Here is a 22,401-nt window from a genome sequence, read left to right as displayed (position 1 = left end):
ACGAGTGAAGGCAGCCCGACAGGAGTCCGGCGTGCCTTACGATGCGCCGGACGGCGAGGTCGAGGAGATTACCCTGGCCGAACAGGTCTACCGCTCGCTGCGGCGCGATCTCATCTCGGGGGACATCGAGCCTGGGCAATCCCTGCGCCTGGAGTTCCTGAAACAGCGCTACGGCATCAGCTTCTCGCCCATCCGCGAGGCGCTGAACCGCCTGCAGAGCGAACGCATGGTCGTATCGACCGCCTCGCGCGGCTTCCGGGTCGCCCCGTTCTCGCGCGAGGAAATGTGGGACGCAGCCGAGACCCGCATCCTGATCGACTGCGAGGCCATGCGCCGGTCGCTCAAGAACGGCGACGATGTCTGGGAAACCCGCCTGGTGGCGGCCTACCACGCGCTCAATCTGGCTGCCCGGCGGGTCCACGACATGCCGGCGCCCGACGACGAGGCCAGCGAGATGCTGGAACAGCGCCACCTGGATTTCCACCGCGCGCTGATCGCGGCCTGTGGCTCGCGCTGGTTGATGGAGCTGTCGCTGCAGATGTACACGCAAACCGAACGCTACCGGCGCCCCACGCTGCGCGGCCGCTCCGGATGGGGCGACGTGGGCCGCGACGTCGGCCGCGAGCACCAGGACCTGATGGATGCCGCGCTGGCGCGCGACAGCAAGCGCGCCGTCGCGCTGCTGGCCGAGCACTACCGCAAGACGGTGGCGCTGATCGAACGCTTCACTCCCTTCAAGGACATCGCCTCGCATGACTCCCAGGAAGCCTGACCTGCTGTTCGCCGACCTGGCGCAGCGCGCCGTGCAGTACAACGCCCGCGCCTCGGTGCCCGACTTCGACGCCTGCGTGCGCGAGTACGCCGAGCTGGCCGAGGCGGCACGCGACCGCTGCGCCGCGGTATGCGACCTGCACTACGGCATGGGCGCGGCCGAACGCCTGGACATCTTCCTGCCGGCTGCGGCGCACCGGCCGGCGCCCGTGTTCGTGTTCATCCATGGCGGCTACTGGCGTTCGCAGACCAAGGAAGACGCACCCATCATGGCGCCCGTGTTCAACGCTGCCGGCGTGGCCGTGGTGCCGGTCGAATACACGCTGCTGCCCGAGGGCACGCTGGCCGAGACGGTGCGCGAGGTGCGTTCGGCCGTGGCCTGGATCTACCATCATGCCGACCGCTACGGACTGGACCGCGATCGCATTTACGTGGGCGGCAGCTCGGCGGGCGGGCACCTGGCCGGCATGCTGGCCGCCACCGGCTGGCAGGACAAATACCGCGTGCCCGACGACGTGATCAAGGGCGTGCTGGCGCTGAGCGGCCTGTTCGACCTGCGGCCGCTGTGCGACATCAACGTCAATGAATGGCTGCGGCTGTATCCCGACCAGGCCGAGCGCCTGAGCCCGATGTTCTCGCTGCCGCGCCGCGGGCTGCCGGTGGTCACCGCGGTGGGCGGGCTGGAGACCGACGGCTTCAAGCACCAGACCGCCGCCTACGAGGACGCGTGCCGCGAAGCCGGGGTGGAGGTCACGCGGGTGGAGGCGGCCCACTGCAACCACTTCAACCTGTTGTGCGAGCTGGCGAAGGCGGACAGCCCGCTTACGCGCGCGACGCTGGAGATGATCGGGCGCGGCACCTGACCCCAGGGTTCCGTGGCGCGGGGGGCGCTTATATAATCAGCCGCTTCCGGGCCCGAGCCACCATGAACCAGTCCTCCCCTTCGTCCCGTTCGCCGCTCGCCACGCCGGCCCAGGCCGAAGGCTACCTGCCGCACGCCCTGAGCCGGCTCATGAACGGGCTGAACGCGCGCCTGATGAAGGCCCTGCGGCCCACCGACCTGACCATCCAGCAATTCCGCGTGATGCAGTTCCTGCGCTGGGTGGACGTGGCCTCGATCAGCGAGATCTGCAAGGGCACCGTCATCGAGCAATCGGTGGTCAGCCGCATCGTCGACCAGCTCCAGCAGCGCGGCTTCGCCTCGCGCAGCCGCAGCGCCGCCAGCGGCCGGGTGGTCGAGGTCAAGCTCACGGCGGTGGGCGTGGCGGTGTATGACGCGCTCGATCCGCAGGCGCGCAAGATCGTCGAAGCCACGACCTCGGTGCTGGACCCGGCCGAGCAGCGGCAGCTGCATGGCTTGCTGGGCCGGTTGTTCGAGCAGGTGCAGAAGCTGGAGCAGGACGACGGCGAGCAGGCCTGACCGCCGTCAGGCGTGCAACTGCTCGAGCACCTTGCCGCGCGTCTCGATACCCAGCCAGGCCACCGCCAGCGCCGTCAGCAGCGGCACCGCGCCCAGCACGTAGAACGCCAGGTCCATGCTGCCCTTGGCCATCAGCGCGGCCACGATCATGGGCGCGATCATGGCCGAGAGCTTCACCCAGGTCCCGCCCAGTCCGCATCCCAGCGCGCGGATGCTGGTGGGATACATCTCGGGCGTGTAGACGTAGGAAATGATGAAGCCGCAGGCCAGGAAGCCCCAGGCCAGCGAGCACAGCGTCGCCACGACATAGATGCTCTGCCCGGACAGCGCGCCGGCCAGGCCCAGCGTGATGGCGCACAGCAGGAAGGCGGCGACGATGACGGGCTTGCGGCCGAACCTGTCCACGGTCAGCGCCGCCACCAAAGAGCCCGCCACGCCCAGTGCGGATGCGCCCAGCGACAGGTTCAACGCCTGTTGCAGCGGCACCTTGTACACCGTCTGGTAGATGGTGGGCAGCCAGGTCGACAGGCCATACTGGATGAAGCCGCACGAGGACCATAGCAGCGCCACGACGACGTTGCGGCTCAGGTAGGCCCGGCTGAACAGGTCGCGCACCGTGCGGCGGGGATGCGACGCGAGCATGGCGTCGTAGCGGTGCGCGTCCTGCGGCTCGGCCAACGCCACGCGCGCGCTGGACTCGAAGCGCGCCAGCGCGGTATCGGCATCGGCCAGCCGGCCCTTCTCGGCCAGCCAGCGGGGCGACTCGGGAATCACGCGCGGCAGCAGGAACATCAGGACGACAGGCACGCCGCCGAGGTAGTACATGATCTCCCAGCCGTGGCGCGGCACCAGCCAAGCGCCCAGGGCGGCCGAGGCCAGCAGGCCGATGGGGTAGATGATCTCGTACAGCAAGACGAAGCGGCCGCGGTTGCCGGCGCGCGTGATCTCGTTGATGTAGGTGGCGGCCACCGGCAGTTCGCCGCCCAGGCCTATGCCTTGTATCACCCGCAGCAGCAGGAAGATCTCGAACGAAGGCGCGAAGCCGCAGGCGATGCTGGTGATGCCGATGATGCCCGAGCTGTAGGCGATGGCGCGCACCCGGCCGTGGCGCTGTGCGTACAGGGGAAAGAGGAAGGTGCCGATCAGTTGGCCGACCGCCGCCGCCGCGATCAGCAGGCCGATCTGCGTGGAACTCAGGCCCCATTGCCTGATCAGCAGCGGCAGCGTGGTGGCGATCGCGATGGCGTCGAAGCCGTCGAAGAAGGTGGCCATGCCCACCAGCAGCCGGGCGCGTATCTGCATGCCGCTCGCGGTCAGGCGTTCGATGCGCGCGATGATGGTGCCGCTGGTCAGGAGCGGCGCGCGCCGGCCGTCGGCCTCGGCGCCCAGGGAAAGATCGGAAACACCCATGAGTATCCCCCGTCGGGTTGATCGTGAATGGCAGGAAGGCAGGCGGCGCGGGGCCGGGTCTCAGGTTCCGGTGGGGGAGTGGTGGGCGGTGCGCATGCGCTGCTCCAGCAGCCAGTGCGAGCGGCCGGCCAGGTTGAACGTGAACGACCGCAGCCGTTCCGGCCACCTGCCCACCGCGCCGTAGAGGCGCGAGACGCGCTGCGTGTGTTCGGTCAGCGGCCGTTCGCGCGCCTCCCAGCGCCGCAGCGCGCTGCCCAGGTCGGGGTCCTGGTCCACCGCCACGGCCAGGCCCAGCGCGTTCATCATGGCGCAGCCGCCGCCCTGGCCCAGGTTGGGGGCCTGCGCATGGGCGGCGTCGCCCACCACCGCCACCCGGCCCGACGACCACGTGCGCAGGTGGATGGTCTCGAACGGATCCCAGCGTCCCAGCGTGCCGATGCGTTCGAGCAAGGGCCGCAGGTGGGGGAACGAGGCGCCCCAGGTGCGCGCATCCAGCGGCAGGGCTTGGCCGGCGGTGTCGTCCAGCAGCGTCGTCAACGCCAGGTACAGCCATGGCTTGCCGCAGGGCACGTACAGCAGCCGGCGCTTGCCGGACCAGTGCTCGACGATCTCGTCGGCGGAATCGACGGCGTCGCCGCGCCGGGGCATCAGCACGCGGATCGCGCCGTCGCCCATGGTGACGCGCGACTTGAGCAGGCCCAGCGCATCGCGGATGCGCGAATTCACGCCATCGGCCGCCACGATGAGGTCGGCGGTGGCGCGCTCGCCGCTGGCCAGCGTCAGTTCGCCGCGCGGCGTGGCCGACATCACCTCGGAATTCATGACGATCTCGGCGCCGGCGCGCCGCGCCGCCTGGGCCACCGCTTCCAGCAACTGCTGCCGCACCACGGTGTAGACCCTGCCGTCCTGGCTGGTGTTCAGACGCGCCAGCAGCCTGCCCCGGGCGTCGCGGGTCTCGCGCGCCGGCGCCTGGTGCCCGCCCGCCACGGCTTCGTCGTAGGCGCCGATGGCGCGCAGCACCTTCAGGCCGTTCTCGAAGATGAAGATGCCGGCGCCGGCGGTGCGCAGGCTGCCCGCCCGTTCATGCACGCGGACCGACCAGCCGCGCTGCGCCAGCGCGGCCGCCGCGGTCAGGCCGGCGAAGCCGGCTCCGGAGATTTCTGCGTGACGCCTTGCCATCTGCTGACTCCTGGGGGCGAGCGGTTCTCGCCATGTCGGCTAAGTTAGACTCTTTGCTTTATATATGCAATTACATTTAAATGATTTTATGACTAGGATAAACACCAAGTAGATTTGGTGTAGAAGTAATCTTCAATTTAAATGTAGTTGCATATATAAGCTGCGTGAGCTACCTTGTCCCCATCGCGGCCGGCATCGTCCGGCCTGTCTGCGGAGCATCCATGGCATTCGACGATCTTCCGGCATTACCTCCCATGCTGCACGCCGGCGCGGCCGACTATGCCCGCCGCGCGCTGGCGGCGACCGCCGACGCCATGGGCCGGCATCGCGTCCTGGCCGACCAGCCCTATGGCGGCGACTACTGGCAGAAGGTCGACGTCTACCTGCCCGATGCGCCGCCGGGTCCGCTGCCGGTGCTGCTGTATTTCCATGGCGGCGCCTGGATGAACGGCTACAAGGAATGGATGGGCTATCTGGCGCCGCCGGTGCTGGCCATGCCGGCCGTGTTCGTCTCCGCTTCGTACCGGCTGGCCCCGTCCGTGGGCATGAGCGAGATCGTGGACGACTGCGTGGCCGCGCTGCGCTGGGTCTACCAGCACTGTGCCGCGCTGGGCGGCGACCCGGGCCGGATCGCGGTAGGCGGGCATTCGGCCGGCGGGCATCTTGCGGCGGTGCTGGCCTTGCGTCCGGACCTGTGCCGCGACGCCGGGCTGCCTGGCGACGTGGTCAAGGCCTGCCTGCCTTCCAGCGCGCCGCTGGACCTGGATTTCCTGCAACGGCCCGCGGCCGAGGCCGATCGCAGGATGCGGGAAGCGCTGGGCGGCGGCCTGGACGCCTGGAGCCCCGCGCGGCATGTGGCGGGCAACGCGGTGCCCTTCCACCTGGCCTGGGGCGAACACGATTTTGCGCGCACCCGCGAACAGAACCAGGCGTTCGCGCGCGCGCTGGCCGCGCAGCCCGGCGCCCGCGTGAGCTGGCAGGTGCTGCCTGGCGACCACTTCACCTCGCACGAAGCCTGCGCCGACCCGGCCAGCGAATGGTCGCGCGCGGCCGGCCTTCTACTTTCGACCCTCACCACAGGAAAACCACAATGAACCAGGGAGCCATCTTCCAACCCCGCCGCCTGGGGCACGTGAACCTCGTCGTGGCCGATCTGCAGCGGTCCATCGACTTCTATCGCGACGTCTGCGGCCTGAACCTGGAGTTCACCGAAAGCGGGCTGCGCGCCGCCTTCATGGGCACCGGCCATACGCCTCACGACGTCGGCATGATGGAGCGCACGAGCGAGGCCCGCCAGGGCCGCGACGGCCACACGCAGATCGCCAAGGGCACGGCGCGGGCGATCAACCTGAACCACATCGCCTGGGAGATGGACACCGAAGCCGAGCTGGTGCGCGCCTACGAGCGCGCGCGCGCCGCCGGCATCGCGGTGCCGCGCACGCTCGACCACCAGATCGCCCACAGCGTCTATCTGAAGGACCCCGACGGCAACACCAACGAGTTCTACGCCGACACCATCAAGGACTGGCGCGCCGTTCTGCACGGCGACGTCGAATTGATCACATCGACCTGGAAGCCGGGCAGCGAGGCGCCCGCGACCGACCGGCGCTGGAGCGCCGAGCCAGATCGCCGGCCCGTGCCCGGCGCGGTCATGCAACCCTTGCGGCTGTCGCACGTCGTGCTGACGACGACGTCGCTGGCGCCCATGGAGGCGTTCTATACCGAAGTGGCGGGGCTGGAGATGGTGGCGCGATCTGAACGCGGCATCCTGCTGCGCGCCTCGGGGCACCCGACCGCCTATCAGTTGGCGATCATCCAGGGCGACGTGGCCGGCATGCACCACTACAGCTTCGACGTAGCTGGCGCCACGGACCTGGACGCGGCCGCCGGGCGGCTGCGGTCGCTGGGATGCCTGACGGGCGCGCCAGCGGCGCGCAGCCTGACGGCCGTCGATCCCGATGGCTTCCTGGTGGAGTTCGCCCAGGCCGGCGAGGCCGACCTGGCCAGGCTGGAAGATGCGTTGAGCGCGGCCTAGGCGGCGGGTGGTGTTCCGACCTGGCTCGAGCGCACGCCGGAAGCGCGCAGTTGCCGGATGCCCGGCCCGATGGGCGGCCGGCGATTGCCGGGGTGGCGCGGGTCGGCGCCCCAGATCGCCTGGTAGGTATCGATGCACCAGCCGCGGCATTGCAGCCACGCGAACGCGCCGGCCCATGCCAGGCTCCAGGCGCCGATCAGCACCGGCATCCAGCGCGGCGCGTTGACGTACAGCAGTCCGGTAACGATCGCCACGGCCGCCACGGCCAGCGCCAGATAGCCCGCCAGCTTGTGCGCAGCCTCGAACACGACGCGCCGGCCGGTCATGTCGTAATGGTCGCCCGGTTCGTCCGGATTTCCCTTCGAACCGCGCAGCATGCCGCCCAGCACCTGCAACGCGGCCAGCGCACAGGTCGCCCAGGCCGAGGCGCGATGCACGCGGGCCAGCCCCGTGTCCGACCCCGACGTTTGCCAGACCAGCGCCACCGCCCCCGTGGTCGCCAGCACCCCCCCGATCTGGAGCGCGAGGTGCGCGTGCCACCAACACTTGTTGTCCAGCGCCGCCGGCCACGCCTGCCGTGGCATGACCTTGAAGAAACGCGCCGCGAGGATGCCCAGCGGGATCATGACCGCCCAGGCCAGCACCATCGCGCGCGCATGCCAGGCCTGGGCCATGTCGATGCGGTGCGGCCGGCCGTCCACCATCGACTGTTGCAGCCATGCCAGCGCGTCGGCGCCGGCTACCCAGGCCAGCACGGCCAGCGCCACCAGAATCGCCGCGCCGGCGCCGGCCAGCACGCCGGGGCCGGGCAGCAGCGGGCCGCGTCCGAGCGGGTCATTGTTCATTGAGCAGCTTGACCTCTTCGCCCGGGATGGGGGTGTAGCTGCTGCCGCCCCGCTTGAGGATGCGCTCGGCGCCGCCATGCTGGGCGATCAGCGCGGCCTGGTCCCGCTTGGCCTGCCGGTCCACCGCCTCGGGATCCAGCAGGCCGCGCAGGTGCGCCTCGAATCCGGCCAGCAGCGGCGTGCTCTCGGGCTTGCCCGCCAGGTCGTGCAATTCCTCGGGGTCCTGCTGCAGGTCGAACAGCTCGGGCGCGTAGCCGGTGTAGTGGATGTACTTGTGGTGGCCACGGCGCAGCATGTAGGCGGCGCTGACCGAACCGGCCGCGTGGTACTCGCTCAGGATGGCGCGCTGGCCGTCGTCCGGCCCGGCGGCGATCTCCAGCAGCGACTTGCCGGGCAGCCCCGCGGGGCAGGCCAGGCCGGCCGCCTGCATGACGGTGGGATACATGTCCACGTGCGAGACCGGCGTGCGCACCTTGCGTCCGGCCTCGAAGCCGGGGCCGCTGGCCAGCATGGGGATGCCGGCGGATTCCTCGTACATGGTCGACTTGCCCCACAGCGAGCGCGAGCCCAGGTTGTCGCCATGGTCGGACAGGAAGATGACGCGGGTGTCGGCGGCCAGTCCGCTGGTCTCCAACGCGTGCAGGATGCGTCCGACGTTGTGGTCCAGGAACGAGCACAGTCCGAAGTACGAAGCGATGGCGATGCGCCGCTGCTCGTCGCTTTCGAAGTGCGAGTCGAAGCGGTAGCAGTCGTTCCAGGCCTGTATCCAGGGATGCAGCGGGCCCGATGCGCGCTTGGGCAGCGGGATGGCCTGGGGGTCGTACATCGCGTAGAACTCGGGCGGCGCGATCAGCGGCGAATGGGGCGCGATGTATGAGGTGAACAGCACCCACGGCTGGTCCTGGCGCTGCCGGCCGCGTGCCTGCAGCCACTCGACCGTCTTGTCGGTGATGTCGCGGTCGTAGCGGGTATAGCTGCTTTCGCCGGGCCCGATGCTCTTGGCCAGGTCGGCCGACTGGTGGCGGATGGGCAGCGGGTCGCGTATCAGGCCGTACAGGTCGCCCACCCCGGCCTCGATGTGCATGGGGATGATCTGCTCGGTGAAGCCGCCGTCGATGTCGTCGCCGGTGTAGTGCAGCTTGCCGATGGACACCGCCAGCCGGCCGGCGTCGCGCAGCGCGTGGGCCCAGCTCGGGACGCGGCCGTCGTAGGCGATGGCGTTGTCCCAGTAGCCCGTCTCGTGCACGTGGCGGCCGGTGGCGAAGGCGGCCCGCGCCGGCACGCAGATGGGCGAACTGGAATAGGCGGCCTCGAACGAGGTGCTGCGCGCCGCCAGCCGGTCCAGGTTGGGGGTGCGGACCATGGGATGGCCGTTGTAGCCGAGCACCTTCTTGTTGTGCTCGTCGTCCATGATGATCAGCAGGTTGGAGGGTTTCATCTACTGTGCCTTGATGCCGTTGTCGTCGACGATTTTCGTCCAGCGCGCGGTTTCCGCGGTGACTTTTTCGGCCAGTTCCTTGCCGGTGCTGCCCGTGGGCGCGGCGCCCAGCGATTCGAACTGCTTTTTCACCTCGGGAGACTGCAAGGCCTTGTTCACCGCCGCCTCCAGCGTGGCGCGCACCGGCGCGGGCAGGCCGGCCGGCGCGAACAGCGCGTGCCAGTTGTCCACGTCCAGCTCGGGCAGCCCGGCTTCCGGCGCCGACGGCACGTTGGGGAATTGCGGGAAACGCTGGCCGGCGGTCACGAACAGCGGTGTCACGCGCTTGGCCTGCACCAGGCCGATGGCGGCGGCGATGCCGGCGAAGCCGATCTGGGTCTCGCCGCCCGCCACCGCGGTCAGCGCCGCGCCGCCGCTCTTGTAGGGAACGTGCAGCAGTTCCGTGCCCATCTGCTTGCCCAGCAGCACGCCGGCCAGGTGCTGGGGGCCGCCCACGCCGGGCGAGGAATAGCTGTACGAACCCTTGGCCGCCTGTTTCAGCTTGGTGCGCAGTTGCTCGACGCTGGCGATGCCGGTGGCCGGGGATGCCACCAGCACCAGCGGTACCGAGGCGACCATGCTGATGGGAGTGAAGCTCTCGGTGGGCTTGTACTTGATGGGGTAGAAGGATGGGGCCAGCGCGATGTTGGACACCGTGCCCATCAGCAGCGTGTAGCCGTCGGGCGCGGCCGAGGCCACCGCATTGGCGCCTATGGTGCCGGTGGCGCCGGCGCGGTTCTCGACGATGATGGCCTGCCCCAGTCCCGCGGACAGTTCCTTGCCCAGCACGCGGGCCAGCACGTCGGGCGCGCTGCCGGCCTCCGAGCCGACGATGATCCTGACCGGCTGGCTGGGAAAGTTGCCCTGGGCCTGGACGGCGGGCGGGGCAAGCAGCGTGCAGGCGGCGGCCAGGGCCAGCCTGTGGCGGGTGGGGAAGTGCATGTTTGTCTCCTGGATGGTTTTCAGCTTGCGATGTAGGCGGTCTTGACCGTGGTGTAGAACTCGGCCGCATGGCGGCCCTGCTCGCGCGGGCCGTAGGATGAAGCCTTGGTCCCCCCGAAGGGCACGTGATAGTCGACGCCGGCCGTGGGCAGGTTCACCATCACCATGCCCGCCTGGGCGTGCTGCCGGAAATGCGCGGCGTACTTCAACGAGGTCGTGCAGATGCCGGACGCCAGGCCGAACTCGTTGTCGTTGGCCAGGTGCAGGGCCTCGTCGTAATCGCGGGCGCGCAGCACGCTGGCGACGGGGCCGAAGACTTCCTCGCGGTTGATGCGCATGCCGGGCTCGGTGCCTGTTACCAGCGCGGGCGCTTGGAAATAGCCCGTGGTGTCGCGCTCCAGCGTTTCGCCGCCGGTGATGGCCTGCGCTCCCTCGCGCCGGGCGATGTCCAGGTAGGACAGGTTCTGCGCGAGCTGGCGCTCGTCCACGACCGGGCCGATGTCCACGCCGGCCCGCAACGCGTGGCCGACGTTCAGCGTGGCCATGCGTGCCTGCATCGCCTTCACGAAGCGGTCATGGATGTTCTCGGTCACGATCAGCTTGCTCGACGCCGTGCAGCGCTGGCCGGTGGAAAAGTACGAACCCTGCACCGCGGTTTCCACGGCCTGCTCCAGGTTGGCGTCGTCCAGCACCACCAGCGGGTTCTTGCCGCCCATCTCGCATTGCACCTTGGCGCCGCGCGCGGCGGCCCCGGCGATGATGCGGCGGCCGGTGGCCACCGATCCGGTGAAGCTGATGGCCTGGACCTCGGGGGAATCGACGAATGCCTGGCCCACGGCCGAGCCGGCGCCCATGACGAGGTTGAACGCGCCCTTGGGCAGCGCGGTGCGCGACAGGATCTCGGCCAGCAGCCAGGCCGAACCCGGCACCAGTTCGGCGGGCTTGAAAACCACGGTGTTGCCGTAGGCCAGCGCCGGCGCGATCTTCCATGCCGGGATGGCAATGGGGAAGTTCCACGGCGTGATCAGGCCGACCGTGCCCACGGGCTGGCGGAACACTTCGACGCCGACGTTGGGGCGGACCGACGGCAGCAAGTCGCCGGGCGTGCGCAGGGCCTCGCCGGCGAAGAACTTGAAGATCATCGCGGCGCGCGCGACCTCACCCATGCCCTCGGGCAGGGTCTTGCCTTCCTCGCGCGACAGCATGCGGCCGATCTCTTCCTTGCGCGCCAGCAGCTCGCCGCCGACCGCGTCCAGCACGTCGAAACGCTGCTGGGGCGTGGACGCGGCCCAGGCCGGCCGGGCCCGCGCCGCCGCGGCGATGGCGCGGTGCGCCAGCCCGGCGTCGGCCTGGGCGTACAGGCCGATCACGTCGCTGGTGTCCGAGGGGTTGACGTTGGGGCGGGCGGAGACGCCCGGCATCCATTCGCCGGCTATGTACAGATGGTATTCCGGTGTGTTCATGTCGGTTCTACAGGGACGTGACGCCGACCACGGCCGGCGCGGGCTCGAAGCGGACGGCGTTGCGCAGGGGGCGGCCGAAGCCGTCCAGCGAAATCTCGAAGCGGTCGCCGTCCACGGTGCGGATCTGGTCGGAGAAGCTCAGCGTGGCCGTGCCGAAGTAGTGCACGTGCAGGTCGCCGGGGCGGCGGAACTGCGGGTACTTGAAGTGGTGGTGTTCCAGGTTGGCCAGGGTGTGGCTCATGTTGGCCTCGCCGGTGACGAAGGGTTTTTCCCACAGGACCTCGCCGCCGCGCACGATGCGGCTGGCGCCCCGCAGGTCGGCGGGCGGTTCGCCCAGCAGCAGCTCGGGCCCGAACGCGCAGGGCCGCAGCTTGGAATGCGCCAGCCACAGATAGTTGAAGCGCTCGGTCAGGTGGTCCGAGAATTCGTTGCCCACGGCGAAGCCGATGCGGCGCGGCGCGCCCTGGTCGTCGATCACGTACACGCCCACCAGCTCGGGCTCCTCGCCCGCGTCCAGCGCGAAGCCGGGCACGGGGAAGTCGCACTCCGGCGCCACCAGCAGGCTGCCGTCGCCCTTGTAGAACCACTCGGGCTGCGCGCCCGCCTGGCCTGCCGCCGGCTTGCCGCCCTCGACACCCAGCTTGAACATCTTCATGGAGTCGGTCAGGTTGGTGTCTTCCTGCAGCTTGGCGTGCATGGCATCGCGCGAGGCGGCGCTGCCCAGGTGGGTCAGGCCGGTGCCCGAGATCAGCATGCGGGCGGCGTCGGGATGGGTGACCGGCGGCAGCAGGCGCCGCTCGTCCACCAGCGACTGGTAGCGCACGCGGCGGCCCGAGTCCAGGCGCCGGACCAGCGCTTCCAGCGCCACGCCCTCGCGGGCCGCCTGCAAGGCCAGTCCGTACACGCCCTCGCGGGCGCCGCTGACTTCGATCTCGTCGTCGCCGGCCACGACGCCCACGCAAAGCTGACCGTCCTCGATGAATTGGATGACGCGCATGATGTTCACTCGCTGATCTGGAATTGATCGAGATACTCGGTGTTCAGGGTCAGGCCCAGGCCCGGCACCGTGTCGTCCAGCTGCAGGAAGCCGTCCTTGGCGACGGGTTCGCCCTTGAAGATGTAGTAGAAGAGTTCGTTGCCCACTTCCACGTCGAACTGCGGGAAGTACTCGCTCATGGGCGAGGCCAGCGTGCTCATGGTCAGGTGGTAGTTGTGCATCTGGCCGGCGTGCGGGATCACGGGTATGGCATGCGCCTCGCACAGCGCGTTGATCTTGTGGGCAGCGGTGATGCCGCCGACGCGGTTGGTGTCGTACTGCACGACCGACACCGCCTTCTTGTCCAGCAGCTGGCGGAAGCCGTGCAGCGTGAATTCATGCTCGCCGCCCGAGATGGGAATGGCGCTCAGCCGCGACAGTTCGGCATAGCCGTCCACGTCGTCGGCGATGACGGGCTCTTCCAGCCAGCGCGGCTCGAACTTCTCCAGCTTGGGCAGCATGCGGCGCGCGTAGTCCAGGTCCCAGCCCATGTAGCACTCCAGCATCAGGTCGGACTCGTAGCCGATGACCTCGCGCACGGCCTGCACCGACTTCAGGTTCTCGGCCACGCCGCGCGTGCCGTGGTTGGGGCCGTAGCCGAAGCGCATCTTGAACGCGGTGAAGCCCTGGTCCAGGAAGGTCTGCGCCTCTTCCTGCATGGCCTTCAGGTCGCCCCGGTACAGCTTGGAGTAGTAGCAGGGGATGCGTTCCTTGGTGCGGCCGCCCAGCAGCTTGAACACGGGCTTGTTCACCGACTTGCCCAGGATGTCCCAGATGGCCAGGTCCACCGCCGAGATGGCCGCCATGGCCACGCCCTTGCGGCCCCAGGCCAGCGTGGAGCGGTACATGCGCTGCCACAGGTATTCGTAGTCCCAGGGGTCCTGGCCGATCACCAGCGGGGCCAGGTACTGGTCGATGATGGCCTTGGCGATGTGCGGCGCCAGCGCGACGTTGCCCAGGCCGACGATGCCGTCGTCAGTCTCGATCTCGACCACGGTCCAGCCGTGGAAGCGGAAGGTCTTCATGGAGTCGCCGCGGTCGTATAGGGCGTCCATGGCGTTGGAGCAGAAATTGGCCTGGGGCGGAACGGTCTTGCCCTTCCATTCGAAGACGCGGGCGCGGACGGATTGGATTTTCATGATGGTTCGCGAAAGGAAAGTTATCGGGTGGCGGCCTGGCGCTGGGCCAGGCCCATGCGGCAGGCGATGGCGTAGGCGTTGGCGATGGCGTTGTCGTCGGCGCGGCCCTGGCCGGCGATGTCGTAGGCGGTGCCGTGGGCGGGCGTGGTGATGGGAATGGGCAGTCCGCCCTGCACGGTCACGCCCTTGGAGAATCCCAGGAGCTTGATGGCGATCTGGCCCTGGTCGTGGTACATGGTGACGACGGCATCGACCAGCCCGTCGCGGGCCTTCAGGAAGATGGTGTCGGCCGGGTACGGGCCTTCGATGGGCAGGCCCTCGGCCACCAGTTCGCGCACGGCCGGTTCGATGATCTCGACCTCTTCGCGGCCGCAGGTGCCGCCGTCCCCGCCGTGCGGATTGAGCGCGGCCACCGCCACGCGCGGGGCCTGGACGCCGTTGGCCAGCAGCGAGCGGTGGATCAGGCGCGTGGCGTCCTTGATGCGGTCCTTGTCGATGTAGCGCGGCACGTCCTTGATGGGAATGTGCGACGAGATGCGCGAGGTCCACAGTGAACCCATGGTGTTGAACTCGCAGAAATAGGTGGTCACGCCCAGGTATTCGGCGAAGTGATGCAGCTCGTCCTCGTGGCGCAGGCCGCCCAGCTTCATCGCGTGCTTGTTCAGCGGCGCGAAGCAGATGGCGTCGATCTGGCCGTCCATGGCCGCGGTCATGCAGCGGTCCAGCACTTGCAGCACCGACTTGCCGCCCGCCGCCCGCGCCTTGCCCACGATCACGTCCACCGGGTCGACGGTATTCATGGGCAGGAAGGCGGGCACGTCGGCATCCGGACGCGCGCGGACTTCGGCGAAGTCCTCGACCGGACGGGTCCCGACCCGTACGCCGGCCACACGCTGGCCTTGTTCCCACAGCCAGGGATCGCCGACCAGCACGATGTTGGCCTGGCGCGGGACGTCCGGCCGCGACAGCAGCCGGGCGACGAGTTCGGGACCGATGCCCGCGGGATCGCCCAGGGTAAGCGCGACGACGGGACGAAGAGGGGTAGTCATGGAATGTCAGCCATCAAGAAGGGGAAGGGGCTCAGATCCGGACGATCCGGGAGACGTCGGGTTCGCGCTGCGTGGCGATGAAGCGGGTGAAGCGCAGCGATTGCAGGTCCAGCACGCCGACGCGGTCGTCGTCCTGCGAGATGTAGGCCAATGGCCGCGTGGGATGGAGCGACAGCGCGATGGCGCGCGCGTCCATCTTCACGTAGCCCGTTTCCTGCAGGGTGACGGGGTCGACCACCGAGACGCTGCGGTCGCCGTAGTTCGTCACCAGCAGGCGGTTGCCGGCGCGGTAGATGCGGGTCGCATCCTCGCGCGAGGGCACCGTCAGGCGCACTTCCATGGTCTGGGTGTCGATGGCCGACAGCGTGTTGCTCCAGCGGTTGCTGACGAACAGCGTGCGTTCGTCCTCGCTCAGGCAGCAGCCTTCGGGCTTGAGGCCGGGATGGCAGGCCACGGGCTGGGACAGCGGTTCCCAGGGGCGCAGCTTGGTCACCGTGTGGCTGAGCAGGTTCATGCTGAAGGCGGTCTGGCCGTCGCGCGTCAGCACGAACAGATGGCTTTTCACGCCGCCCGAGGGCATGGCGCGCTTGGGCGCGGTGTCGGTGTCGGGCTGGTCCAGCACCAGCAGCATGGCCTTTTCCTCGCTCAGCGCGTAGAGCCGGTCGTGCTGGTCCATCTGCATGCCGTGGATGCGGTTGAACGGGAACAGGTCTATAGACCTTACCAGTTGGGCCGAACGAATATCGATCTGCAGGATCGCGGATCCCCCCGGGCCGACGTGGCCGGAGGTCTCGACGCCATAGTGCCCCACGTAGACGTAGCGCTGGGCCGAGTCGATCGCGAATTCATGCGGGAAGTCGGGCAGGGGCAGGCTGCGCAGCCGCTCGCCCGACTCGGGGTCGTACCAGCTGATGCAGTGCGAACATTTTTCTACCAGCAAAAGGGTGTCTTGGCTCATGGCGGGCTCTCAGGAATGGCCGTGCGTGTTCAGGCGGATGCGATACAGCGAGGTCGACGCGCAGATGTAGAGTTCGTCGCGCGCGGCGCCGCCGAAGGTCAGGTTGCCGACCTTCTCGGGGACGGGGATGCGGGCCAGGCGCGTGCCGTCGGGGTGATAGACCTGGACGCTGTCCTCGCTGCTGCTGTAGACCCGGCCGCGTTCGTCCACCCGTATGCCGTCGGCCAGTCCGGGCTCGACCACCGCGAACACGCGGGGGCGGGCCAGCGTGCGGCCGCCGATCACGTCGAAGGCCAGGATGTGGTGATTGCCGCTGCCGTCCGTGCGCAGCGCGGCCGACGTGTCGGTCACGTACAGCACGCTTTCGTCGGGCGAGAACGCCAGGCCGTTGGGTTCCTCGGCAAGGTCGCTGGCGACGTCCAGCGCGCCGGTGGCCGGGTCGTAGCGGAACACGTAGTTGGCGCGCAGCTCGGACGGCGCCTGGTGGCCTTCGCGGTCGGACAGGATGCCGTAGGGAGGGTCGGTGAACCAGATGCTGCCGTCGCGCTTCTCGACCAGGTCGTTGGGCGAATTCAACCGGCGGCCCTGATAGCGATCGACCAGCACCTCGGGCGCGCCGGGGCGGCCGGCGCTGTCGAAGCGCGTGCGCAGGATGGCGCGCATGCCGTGCGAGCAGTGCAGCAGCGAGCCGTCGGCCGAGGCGGTGTGGCCATTGGTGAAGTCGACCTCGTCGCGCCAGACCCGTCCGCCCTCGCGCTCGTCCCAGGCCAGGATGCGGTTGTTGGGGATGTCGCTCCATAGCATCATGCGCTGCGCCGCCAGCCACACCGGGCCTTCGCTCCAGGTGGCGCCGGTGTACAGGCGTTCGAGCCGGCTGTCGGGCCCGAACAGGCCCGCGGCGCGCGGGTCCAGGGAAACGGGAGTGCTCATGAGTGATCGATTTCCTGTAGCGTGGTGCGATGGACCTGGTCCAGGTGCCGCTGCATGGCGGCCACTGCCGTTTCCGGGTCGCCGCTCTTGAGCGCGGCGACGATGGCGCGGTGGTCGGTCACGCTGTGCGCGATGGCGCCCGACCGCTGCAAGGCGCGGCGCCGGTGCTCCAGCGCGTAGCCGTAGAAGTCGAACACGACGTCGGCCAGCAGGCCGTTGCCGCAGGCGCGGTACAGCACCTCGTGGAACTCCTGGTCCGAGATCTGGAAGCGGACGGGATCGTCCATCATGGTTTCCTGGTCCGCCACCAGGCGGTCCAGCCGGCTCAACTGGGCAGGGGTGATGCGGCGGGTCGCCAGGCGGATCACCTGCACCTCCACCGCGGCGCGTGCCTCGGCCACTTCCTCCAGCGAGCGGTCGCCCAGGTCGCGCAGCGTGCTGACCGAGTCCTGCACCGCCACCGTGCCCGGACCCAGCACGCGCGTACGGGCGCCCTGGCTGACTTCCAGCATGCGCCATGCCTGCAACATGCCGATGGCGGCCCGGACCGTCTCGCGGGACACCCCCAGCGTGGTCGCCAGCTCGCGTTCGGAAGGCAGTTCGTCGCCCGGCCGCAGCAGGCCCGAATGGATCATGTAGGCCAGCTTGTCGCTGATCTGGTCGCGGATGGTCCGGCGCGTGATGTTGGGGGTATCGCCGGGGATACGGGAAATAAGCTGCATACGGGTGATCCCTGTCACTTTGGCCACTGGTTCGGTAAGCATACCTGTCTCCTCAGGCCATCCGCGTGGGCAGCGGGCATTCGTCCGCGTGGCGCGCCATGGCGCGCACCAGTTCCAGCGTCAGTTCCGCCCGCACGGCGGCGCAGGCCGGATCGTCCCAGCGGTTGACGCGTTCGTCGGGGTCTTCGCGCAGATCGTAGAGTTCCCCCCATTCCTCGAAGGCGTGGACCGACAGCCGCCAGCCCGGCGTGACCAGCGTGCGAACCTTGGGCAGGCCGCTGCCGGGCATGGGGCGGTGGCCTTCTTCCTCGACCAGGACCGAGGCGCGCGCCGCGGCCGGCGCGGCGGCGGGGGCGAGGTCGCGTCCCTGCGTGCCATGCGGCGCGGCCAGGCCCGCGCGCGCCAGGATGGTCGGGCCGATGTCGATCGCGCTGGCGAGATCGGCGCGCCGGCCGCCCGCGCCGGCCTGGGGGTCGGCCCAGATCAGCGGCATGCGGATCACGCTGCGGTAGTGCAGCGGCCCCTTGAACAGCAGGCCGTGGTCGCCCATGAAATCGCCGTGGTCGCTCAGGAACAGCACCACGGTGTCGCGCGCCAGGTCCAGGGCTTGCAGCCTGGCCAGGATGGCGCCGACCATGTCGTCGATGCAGGTGATGGCGCCGTAGTTCAGCGCGATGGCCGCGCGGGCCTCGTCCTGCGTCACGGCGATGACCCGGCTGCCGGCCGTGGAACGGCGCCCGGCAGCCAGTTCCTCGTGCAGCGCGCGCTTGAGCGGCGTGTCGGCCGGCGTGGCCGGCCCGCAGGTCGCGGGTAGTTCGATGTCCTTGGGCCGGTACATGTCCCAGTAGCGGCCGGGCGGGGTGAAGGGGTGGTGCGGGTCGGGAAAGGAACAGGCCAGCAGGAAGGGCTGGCCGCCCCGTGCCGCATGGTCTTCCAGCCAGTCGATGGCGCGGTCCCGGACGAAGGCGCTGGGATACAGGTCCTCGGGCAGCGCGGTGCGCCAGGCCTGCGGCGCCGCCGTCTTGCCGCCGGGCAGGGCGTGGTCCGGGCCGCGCAGCGTGTCGGCCTCGGGGCAGCGGGCATGCAACCAGCGGTCGTAGGCGCCGCCGACTTCGTCGCCGTGCTCCAGGCACAGTTCGGCGTGATCGAAACCATAGTAGGGCAGCCGCACCGCATGGTCCGGGTCCCGCCAGCGCACCACCGACTCCTGCTCGTAGGCGGCGCAATCGCGGTCCTCGCGCCGTGCCTGCGGCCGGTCGGCGGCCTCGCCCTTGCGCCAGGACGGCTCGACGTCCGTCATGTTCTGCAAATGGCTCTTGCCGATCAGCGCCGTGCGCCAGCCCGCCTCGCGCAGCGCGTCGGCGAAGGTGCGGCTGTCCAGCGGCAGCGGCACGCCATTCATGCGCGCCCCGGCCGCGCCAGGCATGCGCCCGGTCATGATGGCGGCGCGGTTGGGCATGCACGCCGGCGAGGCCACGTAGCACCGCTCGAACACCGTGCCACGCGCGGCGATGCCGTCGATGTGCGGGGTGCGCACCTGTGTGTTGCCATAGCAGCCGAGGTGGTCCGCGCGCTGCTGGTCGGTCACGAAGATCAGAAAATTAGGCCGCAGGGTAGACATTTCGATGCTCTATGACGCCGCGCGGAAGTGCGCGGTCCGATCCAGGGCACAGCGGATCCGGCTTTGCCGGTCCGCCAGTGCCGCCCCTTGAGGGGCGCGCGAAGCGCGTAGGGGTGGGTTCAATTCGCTTCTAATTTGATCGCGTCGGCCAGTTGGCGGTAGCGGCGGATGTCTTCTTCCGTCATGGCCGCCAGCGTGGCGGGCGAACCGGCCTCGGCCACCATGCCCTGCGCGGCGATGCGGTCCTTCACCGAAGGATCGGCCAGCACGCGGCGCAGCTCCCGGTTCAGGCGCTCGACCACCGCCGCCGGCAGGCCCGCCGGACCGTACAGCCCGAACCACGTGCGCGTCGCGAAACCCGGGATGGATTCGGCCACCGTGGGCGTGCCGGGCAGCATCTTCGAGCGCGTGGACTGCGGCACCGCCACGGCCACCAGCTTGCCGCCCTGGATGTGCGGCAGCGCGGGCGAAAGCCCGACCAGCATCACGTCGATCTGGCCGCCCAGCAGATCCTGCATCGCGGCCGGCCCGCCCTTGTAGGGCACGTGCGAAAGCGGGATACCGGCGGCCTGCATCAGCTGTTCCATGAACAGGTGGTTGGGCGAACCCACGCCCGCCGACCCGTACGTGGCCTTGCCCTGCTTGCCGCGCGCGTAGGCCACGAATTCGGCGAAGGTCTTGATCTTCAGGGCGGGGTTGGCCGCCAGCACGAACTCGTTGAAACCCAGCAGCGAGACCGGCGTGAAATCCTGCAAGGGCCGGTAGGGCAATTGCTTGTAGACGATGGTGTTGATCGCCATGTTGCCGTCGTGCGCGATCGCCAGCGTGTAGCCGTTCGGCTCCGCCTTGGCCAGCGTTTCCATCGCGATCAGCCCGCCCGCCCCGGGCTTGTTCTCGACCACGACCTTCTGCCCCAGCCCGCTGGACAGGGGTTCCGCCAGGATACGGGCGAAGGCGTCGGGCGCGCTGCCGGGCACCGACGGCACCAGCACCTTGATGGGCTGGCGCGGATAGTCCTGGGCGGCGGCGGTGCCGGCCGTGGCCAGCAGCAGGCCGGCGGCCAGCGCGGCCAGCGACCGGCGGCGCGGAATGCGGGGAAGACGGAAGCTCATGAGCGGGGTGGTCCTTGCGGGTGGGATCGGGTGCTGGTCTGCTGGTACGGATAGTAGACCAGTTGAAACGGACTCACTATTCAGGGTTAACCCGCATTCGACCGAGTCGGCTCGTGCCCCGCCCGGCACCAACATAGGCCGGCGCCAGCCCCTTGGTGGTGCGGCGTCTGATTCCTGCGGCGGTCGCATGCGTTGCTTCGTCGTGTCCTTGCTTTCGCCCTGAAAGCCCCGGTTTTACTGGAGATGCAGGTCATTCCCGCACGCCGGTTCCCATGCTGGCATGTGACTTGCATAACCGTGGCATCAAGGTGGTATGCCACATGTATGCACCACGTTCGCATGCCGCCTTTCCTGTCATCCACAGCCGGAAAGGATCCCGATGAAACTGTTTTCAGGTTTGAAGCTGCTCGCCGTGGGCGCTTTGTTCGTGGTGGGTTCCGCACAAGCGGCCGAGCCGACCCGCATCAAGTTCGCCTTCAACTTCACGCTCGATGGGAGTGCCGGACCGTATCTGCTGGCGCTCGAGCGCGGCTACTTCAAAGAGCAAGGCCTCGATGTCACCATCGATCCTTCTTCGGGATCGGGCGATGCGGTAACCCGCGTGGCGTCGGGGACTTATCAGATGGCCTCGGCCGATTTCTCCACGCTTGTCGAATTCGCCAGCCGCCAGCCCGCGGTAACGCCCAAGGTCGTTTTCGTGATGTACGAGCGCGCGCCGCAGGCGATCATCAGCCTGTCCAGCGCAGGCATCAAGAAGCCGGCCGATCTGGCGGGCAAGACCGTGGGCGGTGGCAACGCCGACGGGCCGGCGCGCCTGTTCCCGGCGCTGATGCGCATCGCCGGCGTCGATCCGTCCAAGATCACCTACAAGCAGATCTCGCCGCAGTTGCGCGATTCCATGCTGTTGACCGGACAGGTCGACGCGGTGATCGGCAATGACTACACGTCCTGGTTCAACCTGAAAGGACGCGGCGCCAAGCGCGAGAACGTTGACATTCTGGAATATGCGGATTTCGGCCTGGATGTCTACAGCAACTCCATCATCGCCAGCCAGGCATTGCTGCGTGACAAGCCCGAGGCGGTCCGCAAGTTCATCGCCGCCGCGCTGAAAGGATGGCGGGATGCCATAGCCGACCCGGCGGCGGCGACGAAGGCGGTGGCCGCTCGCAACCGGCTGATCGACCCCGTGCTCGAAACCGAGCGCCTGCAGTTCCTGATCGACCACAAGGTCAAGACGCCGAATGTCCAGAAGTACGGGATCGGCTATGTCGATGCCGACCGGATGAAGAAAAACATCGCCACCATCACCGAGAGCTTCGAGTTGCCGGCCGCGCCGCCGGTGTCGCTGGTGTACGACCCGCAGTTCGCGCCGGGCGGCAAGTCGGCAGTGCAATAAAGCGGAGCATCGCTTCATGGCAATCATTTCTTCCGGCGCCGGCGTGCGTCCCGTGGAGGAAGACGGCGCCGACGGCACCGAGCCGCTGCTGGAGGGCGGCAAAGGCCTGGTCGACCGGCTCCATGCGCAGTTGCACGAGATGCTGCTGACTCATGAGATCCCGTTGGGAGTGCCGATCTCCGAGCGGCAGTTGTCGATACGGCTGGGGGTTTCCCGTACCCCTTTGCGCGAGACTCTGCGGCGGCTCGAAGGCGAAGGTTTCATCCAGCGCAACAACGGCGTGCTGGAAGTGCGCCGCATCACGCTGGAGGAGTTTCTCGAGCTGCTCAAGATCCGGCGCCTGCTGGAGGTCGAGGCGGCCGGCGACGCCGCGGGCCGGATCGAACCCCACACGGTCGCCGACCTGCGCAAGGCCCTGGAGCTGTTGCTGGCCGGAGAAGTCCGGGACAACCGGCAGCGCGTCGCGCTCGATCTCGAACTGCACCGCGCCATTTGCGATGCCTGCGGTAGCCGTTCCATGGCCGAACTGATCGAGCAGTTGCGCCGCCGGTCCATGCTGTTCGCCACGCCGCCGGTTCCCGGCGATTTCCGCCAAACCGTGGCCGAGCATCTCCGTCTGCTGGACGCCGTGGCCACCGGCGACAAGGCTCGCGCACGAGAGGCCATGGCCGAGCATCTCGACCACGTTCTCGACAACATTCTTTCCCGCCTGATGAAGCGTTAGGCGCTACAGGACTCCCACCACCATGATTGAAAAGAATCTTTCTCCGGCTCTGTTGCAAAGATTGGCGGCAGTCAGAGGTAGGCTGTCGCTCTGCGCCGATCAGGCGGCTGCTGCGAAATGGTGGTTGAGCATGCCCATGGCCTCCGTCAGCGCCGAGGGCCCAATGCCAAAA

General features: G+C 68.8%; 21 protein-coding genes. 7 read left to right on the top strand and 14 right to left on the bottom strand.

Features of this window, described 5'->3' with window-relative positions:
• Window positions 1-31 precede the first annotated feature (31 nt).
• From CDO46_RS00210 to CDO46_RS00200, 3 genes are all read left to right on the top strand, one after another.
• Window positions 32-772, top strand: coding sequence for a GntR family transcriptional regulator (locus CDO46_RS00210; protein ID WP_254914529.1), 741 nt, complete (start codon window positions 32-34; stop codon window positions 770-772).
• Window positions 753-1,634, top strand: coding sequence for an alpha/beta hydrolase (locus CDO46_RS00205; RefSeq protein WP_087836565.1), 882 nt, complete (start codon window positions 753-755; stop codon window positions 1,632-1,634). Before CDO46_RS00210 ends, CDO46_RS00205 begins: the two co-directional genes overlap by 20 nt.
• 62 nt (window positions 1,635-1,696) lie before the next feature.
• Window positions 1,697-2,191 carry a MarR family winged helix-turn-helix transcriptional regulator gene (locus CDO46_RS00200; protein WP_087836564.1) on the top strand — a complete coding sequence of 165 codons (495 nt, stop codon included), beginning with the start codon at window positions 1,697-1,699 and terminating at the stop codon, window positions 2,189-2,191.
• Between the two features lie 6 nt (window positions 2,192-2,197).
• Here the strand turns inward: CDO46_RS00200 and CDO46_RS00195 are convergent, their stop codons facing one another.
• Complete coding sequence (locus CDO46_RS00195) at window positions 2,198-3,601, bottom strand: MFS transporter (RefSeq protein ID WP_087836563.1); 1,404 nt, start codon at window positions 3,599-3,601, stop codon at window positions 2,198-2,200.
• A gap of 60 nt (window positions 3,602-3,661) precedes the next feature.
• Window positions 3,662-4,780, bottom strand: a complete 1,119-nt coding sequence (locus tag CDO46_RS00190; RefSeq protein ID WP_087836562.1) for an NAD(P)/FAD-dependent oxidoreductase — start codon at window positions 4,778-4,780, stop codon at window positions 3,662-3,664.
• A gap of 221 nt (window positions 4,781-5,001) precedes the next feature.
• Between CDO46_RS00190 and CDO46_RS00185 the strand changes: the two genes are divergently transcribed.
• Both CDO46_RS00185 and CDO46_RS00180 read left to right on the top strand, forming a co-directional pair.
• Entirely contained in the window at window positions 5,002-5,874 is an 873-nt protein-coding gene (locus CDO46_RS00185; RefSeq protein ID WP_087836561.1) for an alpha/beta hydrolase, read from the top strand.
• Entirely contained in the window at window positions 5,871-6,815 is a 945-nt protein-coding gene (locus CDO46_RS00180) for a VOC family protein (protein ID WP_176400615.1), read from the top strand. The genes CDO46_RS00185 and CDO46_RS00180 overlap by 4 nt, the downstream gene beginning before the upstream one ends.
• Here CDO46_RS00180 and CDO46_RS00175 read toward each other — a convergent pair.
• The 12 genes from CDO46_RS00175 to CDO46_RS00120 all read right to left on the bottom strand — a co-directional run bounded on the left by CDO46_RS00175 (window position 6,812) and on the right by CDO46_RS00120 (window position 20,109).
• Window positions 6,812-7,660, bottom strand: a complete 849-nt coding sequence (locus tag CDO46_RS00175) for a cytochrome b561 domain-containing protein (RefSeq protein WP_254914528.1) — start codon at window positions 7,658-7,660, stop codon at window positions 6,812-6,814. The genes CDO46_RS00180 and CDO46_RS00175 overlap by 4 nt on opposite strands.
• Window positions 7,650-9,098, bottom strand: a complete 1,449-nt coding sequence (locus tag CDO46_RS00170) for a sulfatase-like hydrolase/transferase (RefSeq protein ID WP_087836559.1) — start codon at window positions 9,096-9,098, stop codon at window positions 7,650-7,652. Before CDO46_RS00170 ends, CDO46_RS00175 begins: the two co-directional genes overlap by 11 nt.
• Window positions 9,099-10,079, bottom strand: a complete 981-nt coding sequence (locus CDO46_RS00165; protein ID WP_254914527.1) for a tripartite tricarboxylate transporter substrate binding protein — start codon at window positions 10,077-10,079, stop codon at window positions 9,099-9,101.
• 20 nt (window positions 10,080-10,099) lie between these two features.
• Entirely contained in the window at window positions 10,100-11,500 is a 1,401-nt protein-coding gene (locus CDO46_RS00160; protein WP_254914534.1) for an aldehyde dehydrogenase family protein, read from the bottom strand.
• 49 nt (window positions 11,501-11,549) lie between these two features.
• Window positions 11,550-12,539: an AraD1 family protein gene (araD1, locus tag CDO46_RS00155; RefSeq protein WP_087836626.1), complete on the bottom strand. Its 990-nt coding sequence runs from the start codon at window positions 12,537-12,539 to the stop codon at window positions 11,550-11,552.
• A gap of 5 nt (window positions 12,540-12,544) precedes the next feature.
• Window positions 12,545-13,717, bottom strand: coding sequence for an L-rhamnonate dehydratase (locus tag CDO46_RS00150; protein WP_087836557.1), 1,173 nt, complete (start codon window positions 13,715-13,717; stop codon window positions 12,545-12,547).
• Window positions 13,718-13,737: 20 nt separating this feature from the next.
• Window positions 13,738-14,766 carry a 4-hydroxythreonine-4-phosphate dehydrogenase PdxA gene (locus CDO46_RS00145; protein ID WP_087836556.1) on the bottom strand — a complete coding sequence of 343 codons (1,029 nt, stop codon included), beginning with the start codon at window positions 14,764-14,766 and terminating at the stop codon, window positions 13,738-13,740.
• Window positions 14,767-14,797: 31 nt separating this feature from the next.
• On the bottom strand, window positions 14,798-15,724 hold the full coding sequence (locus tag CDO46_RS00140) for a YncE family protein (RefSeq protein ID WP_087836555.1): 927 nt from the start codon (window positions 15,722-15,724) through the stop codon (window positions 14,798-14,800).
• A gap of 9 nt (window positions 15,725-15,733) precedes the next feature.
• Window positions 15,734-16,654, bottom strand: a complete 921-nt coding sequence (locus CDO46_RS00135) for an SMP-30/gluconolactonase/LRE family protein (protein ID WP_087836554.1) — start codon at window positions 16,652-16,654, stop codon at window positions 15,734-15,736.
• The gene (locus CDO46_RS00130) at window positions 16,651-17,376 is read right to left on the bottom strand and encodes a FadR/GntR family transcriptional regulator (protein WP_176400614.1); all 726 of its coding nucleotides are present in this window, start codon (window positions 17,374-17,376) and stop codon (window positions 16,651-16,653) included. Before CDO46_RS00130 ends, CDO46_RS00135 begins: the two co-directional genes overlap by 4 nt.
• Before the next feature lie 52 nt (window positions 17,377-17,428).
• Window positions 17,429-18,997, bottom strand: a complete 1,569-nt coding sequence (locus tag CDO46_RS00125) for a sulfatase (RefSeq protein WP_087836552.1) — start codon at window positions 18,995-18,997, stop codon at window positions 17,429-17,431.
• Window positions 18,998-19,116: 119 nt separating this feature from the next.
• Window positions 19,117-20,109 carry a tripartite tricarboxylate transporter substrate binding protein gene (locus CDO46_RS00120; protein WP_165963366.1) on the bottom strand — a complete coding sequence of 331 codons (993 nt, stop codon included), beginning with the start codon at window positions 20,107-20,109 and terminating at the stop codon, window positions 19,117-19,119.
• Between the two features lie 379 nt (window positions 20,110-20,488).
• On the opposite strand from CDO46_RS00120, the gene CDO46_RS00115 reads away from it, so the two are divergent.
• Window positions 20,489-21,505: an ABC transporter substrate-binding protein gene (locus CDO46_RS00115; RefSeq protein WP_165963367.1), complete on the top strand. Its 1,017-nt coding sequence runs from the start codon at window positions 20,489-20,491 to the stop codon at window positions 21,503-21,505.
• Window positions 21,506-21,521: 16 nt separating this feature from the next.
• Window positions 21,522-22,229, top strand: coding sequence for a GntR family transcriptional regulator (locus CDO46_RS00110; RefSeq protein WP_087836549.1), 708 nt, complete (start codon window positions 21,522-21,524; stop codon window positions 22,227-22,229).
• The last annotated feature ends 172 nt before the right edge of the window (window positions 22,230-22,401 follow it).

The sequence above is a fragment of the Pigmentiphaga sp. NML030171 genome, assembly GCF_002188635.1.
Taxonomy (GTDB): domain Bacteria; phylum Pseudomonadota; class Gammaproteobacteria; order Burkholderiales; family Burkholderiaceae_B; genus Pigmentiphaga; species Pigmentiphaga daeguensis.
The sequence above is the reverse complement of the archived record's forward strand: the minus strand, read 5'-3'. Positions and strand labels throughout refer to the sequence as shown.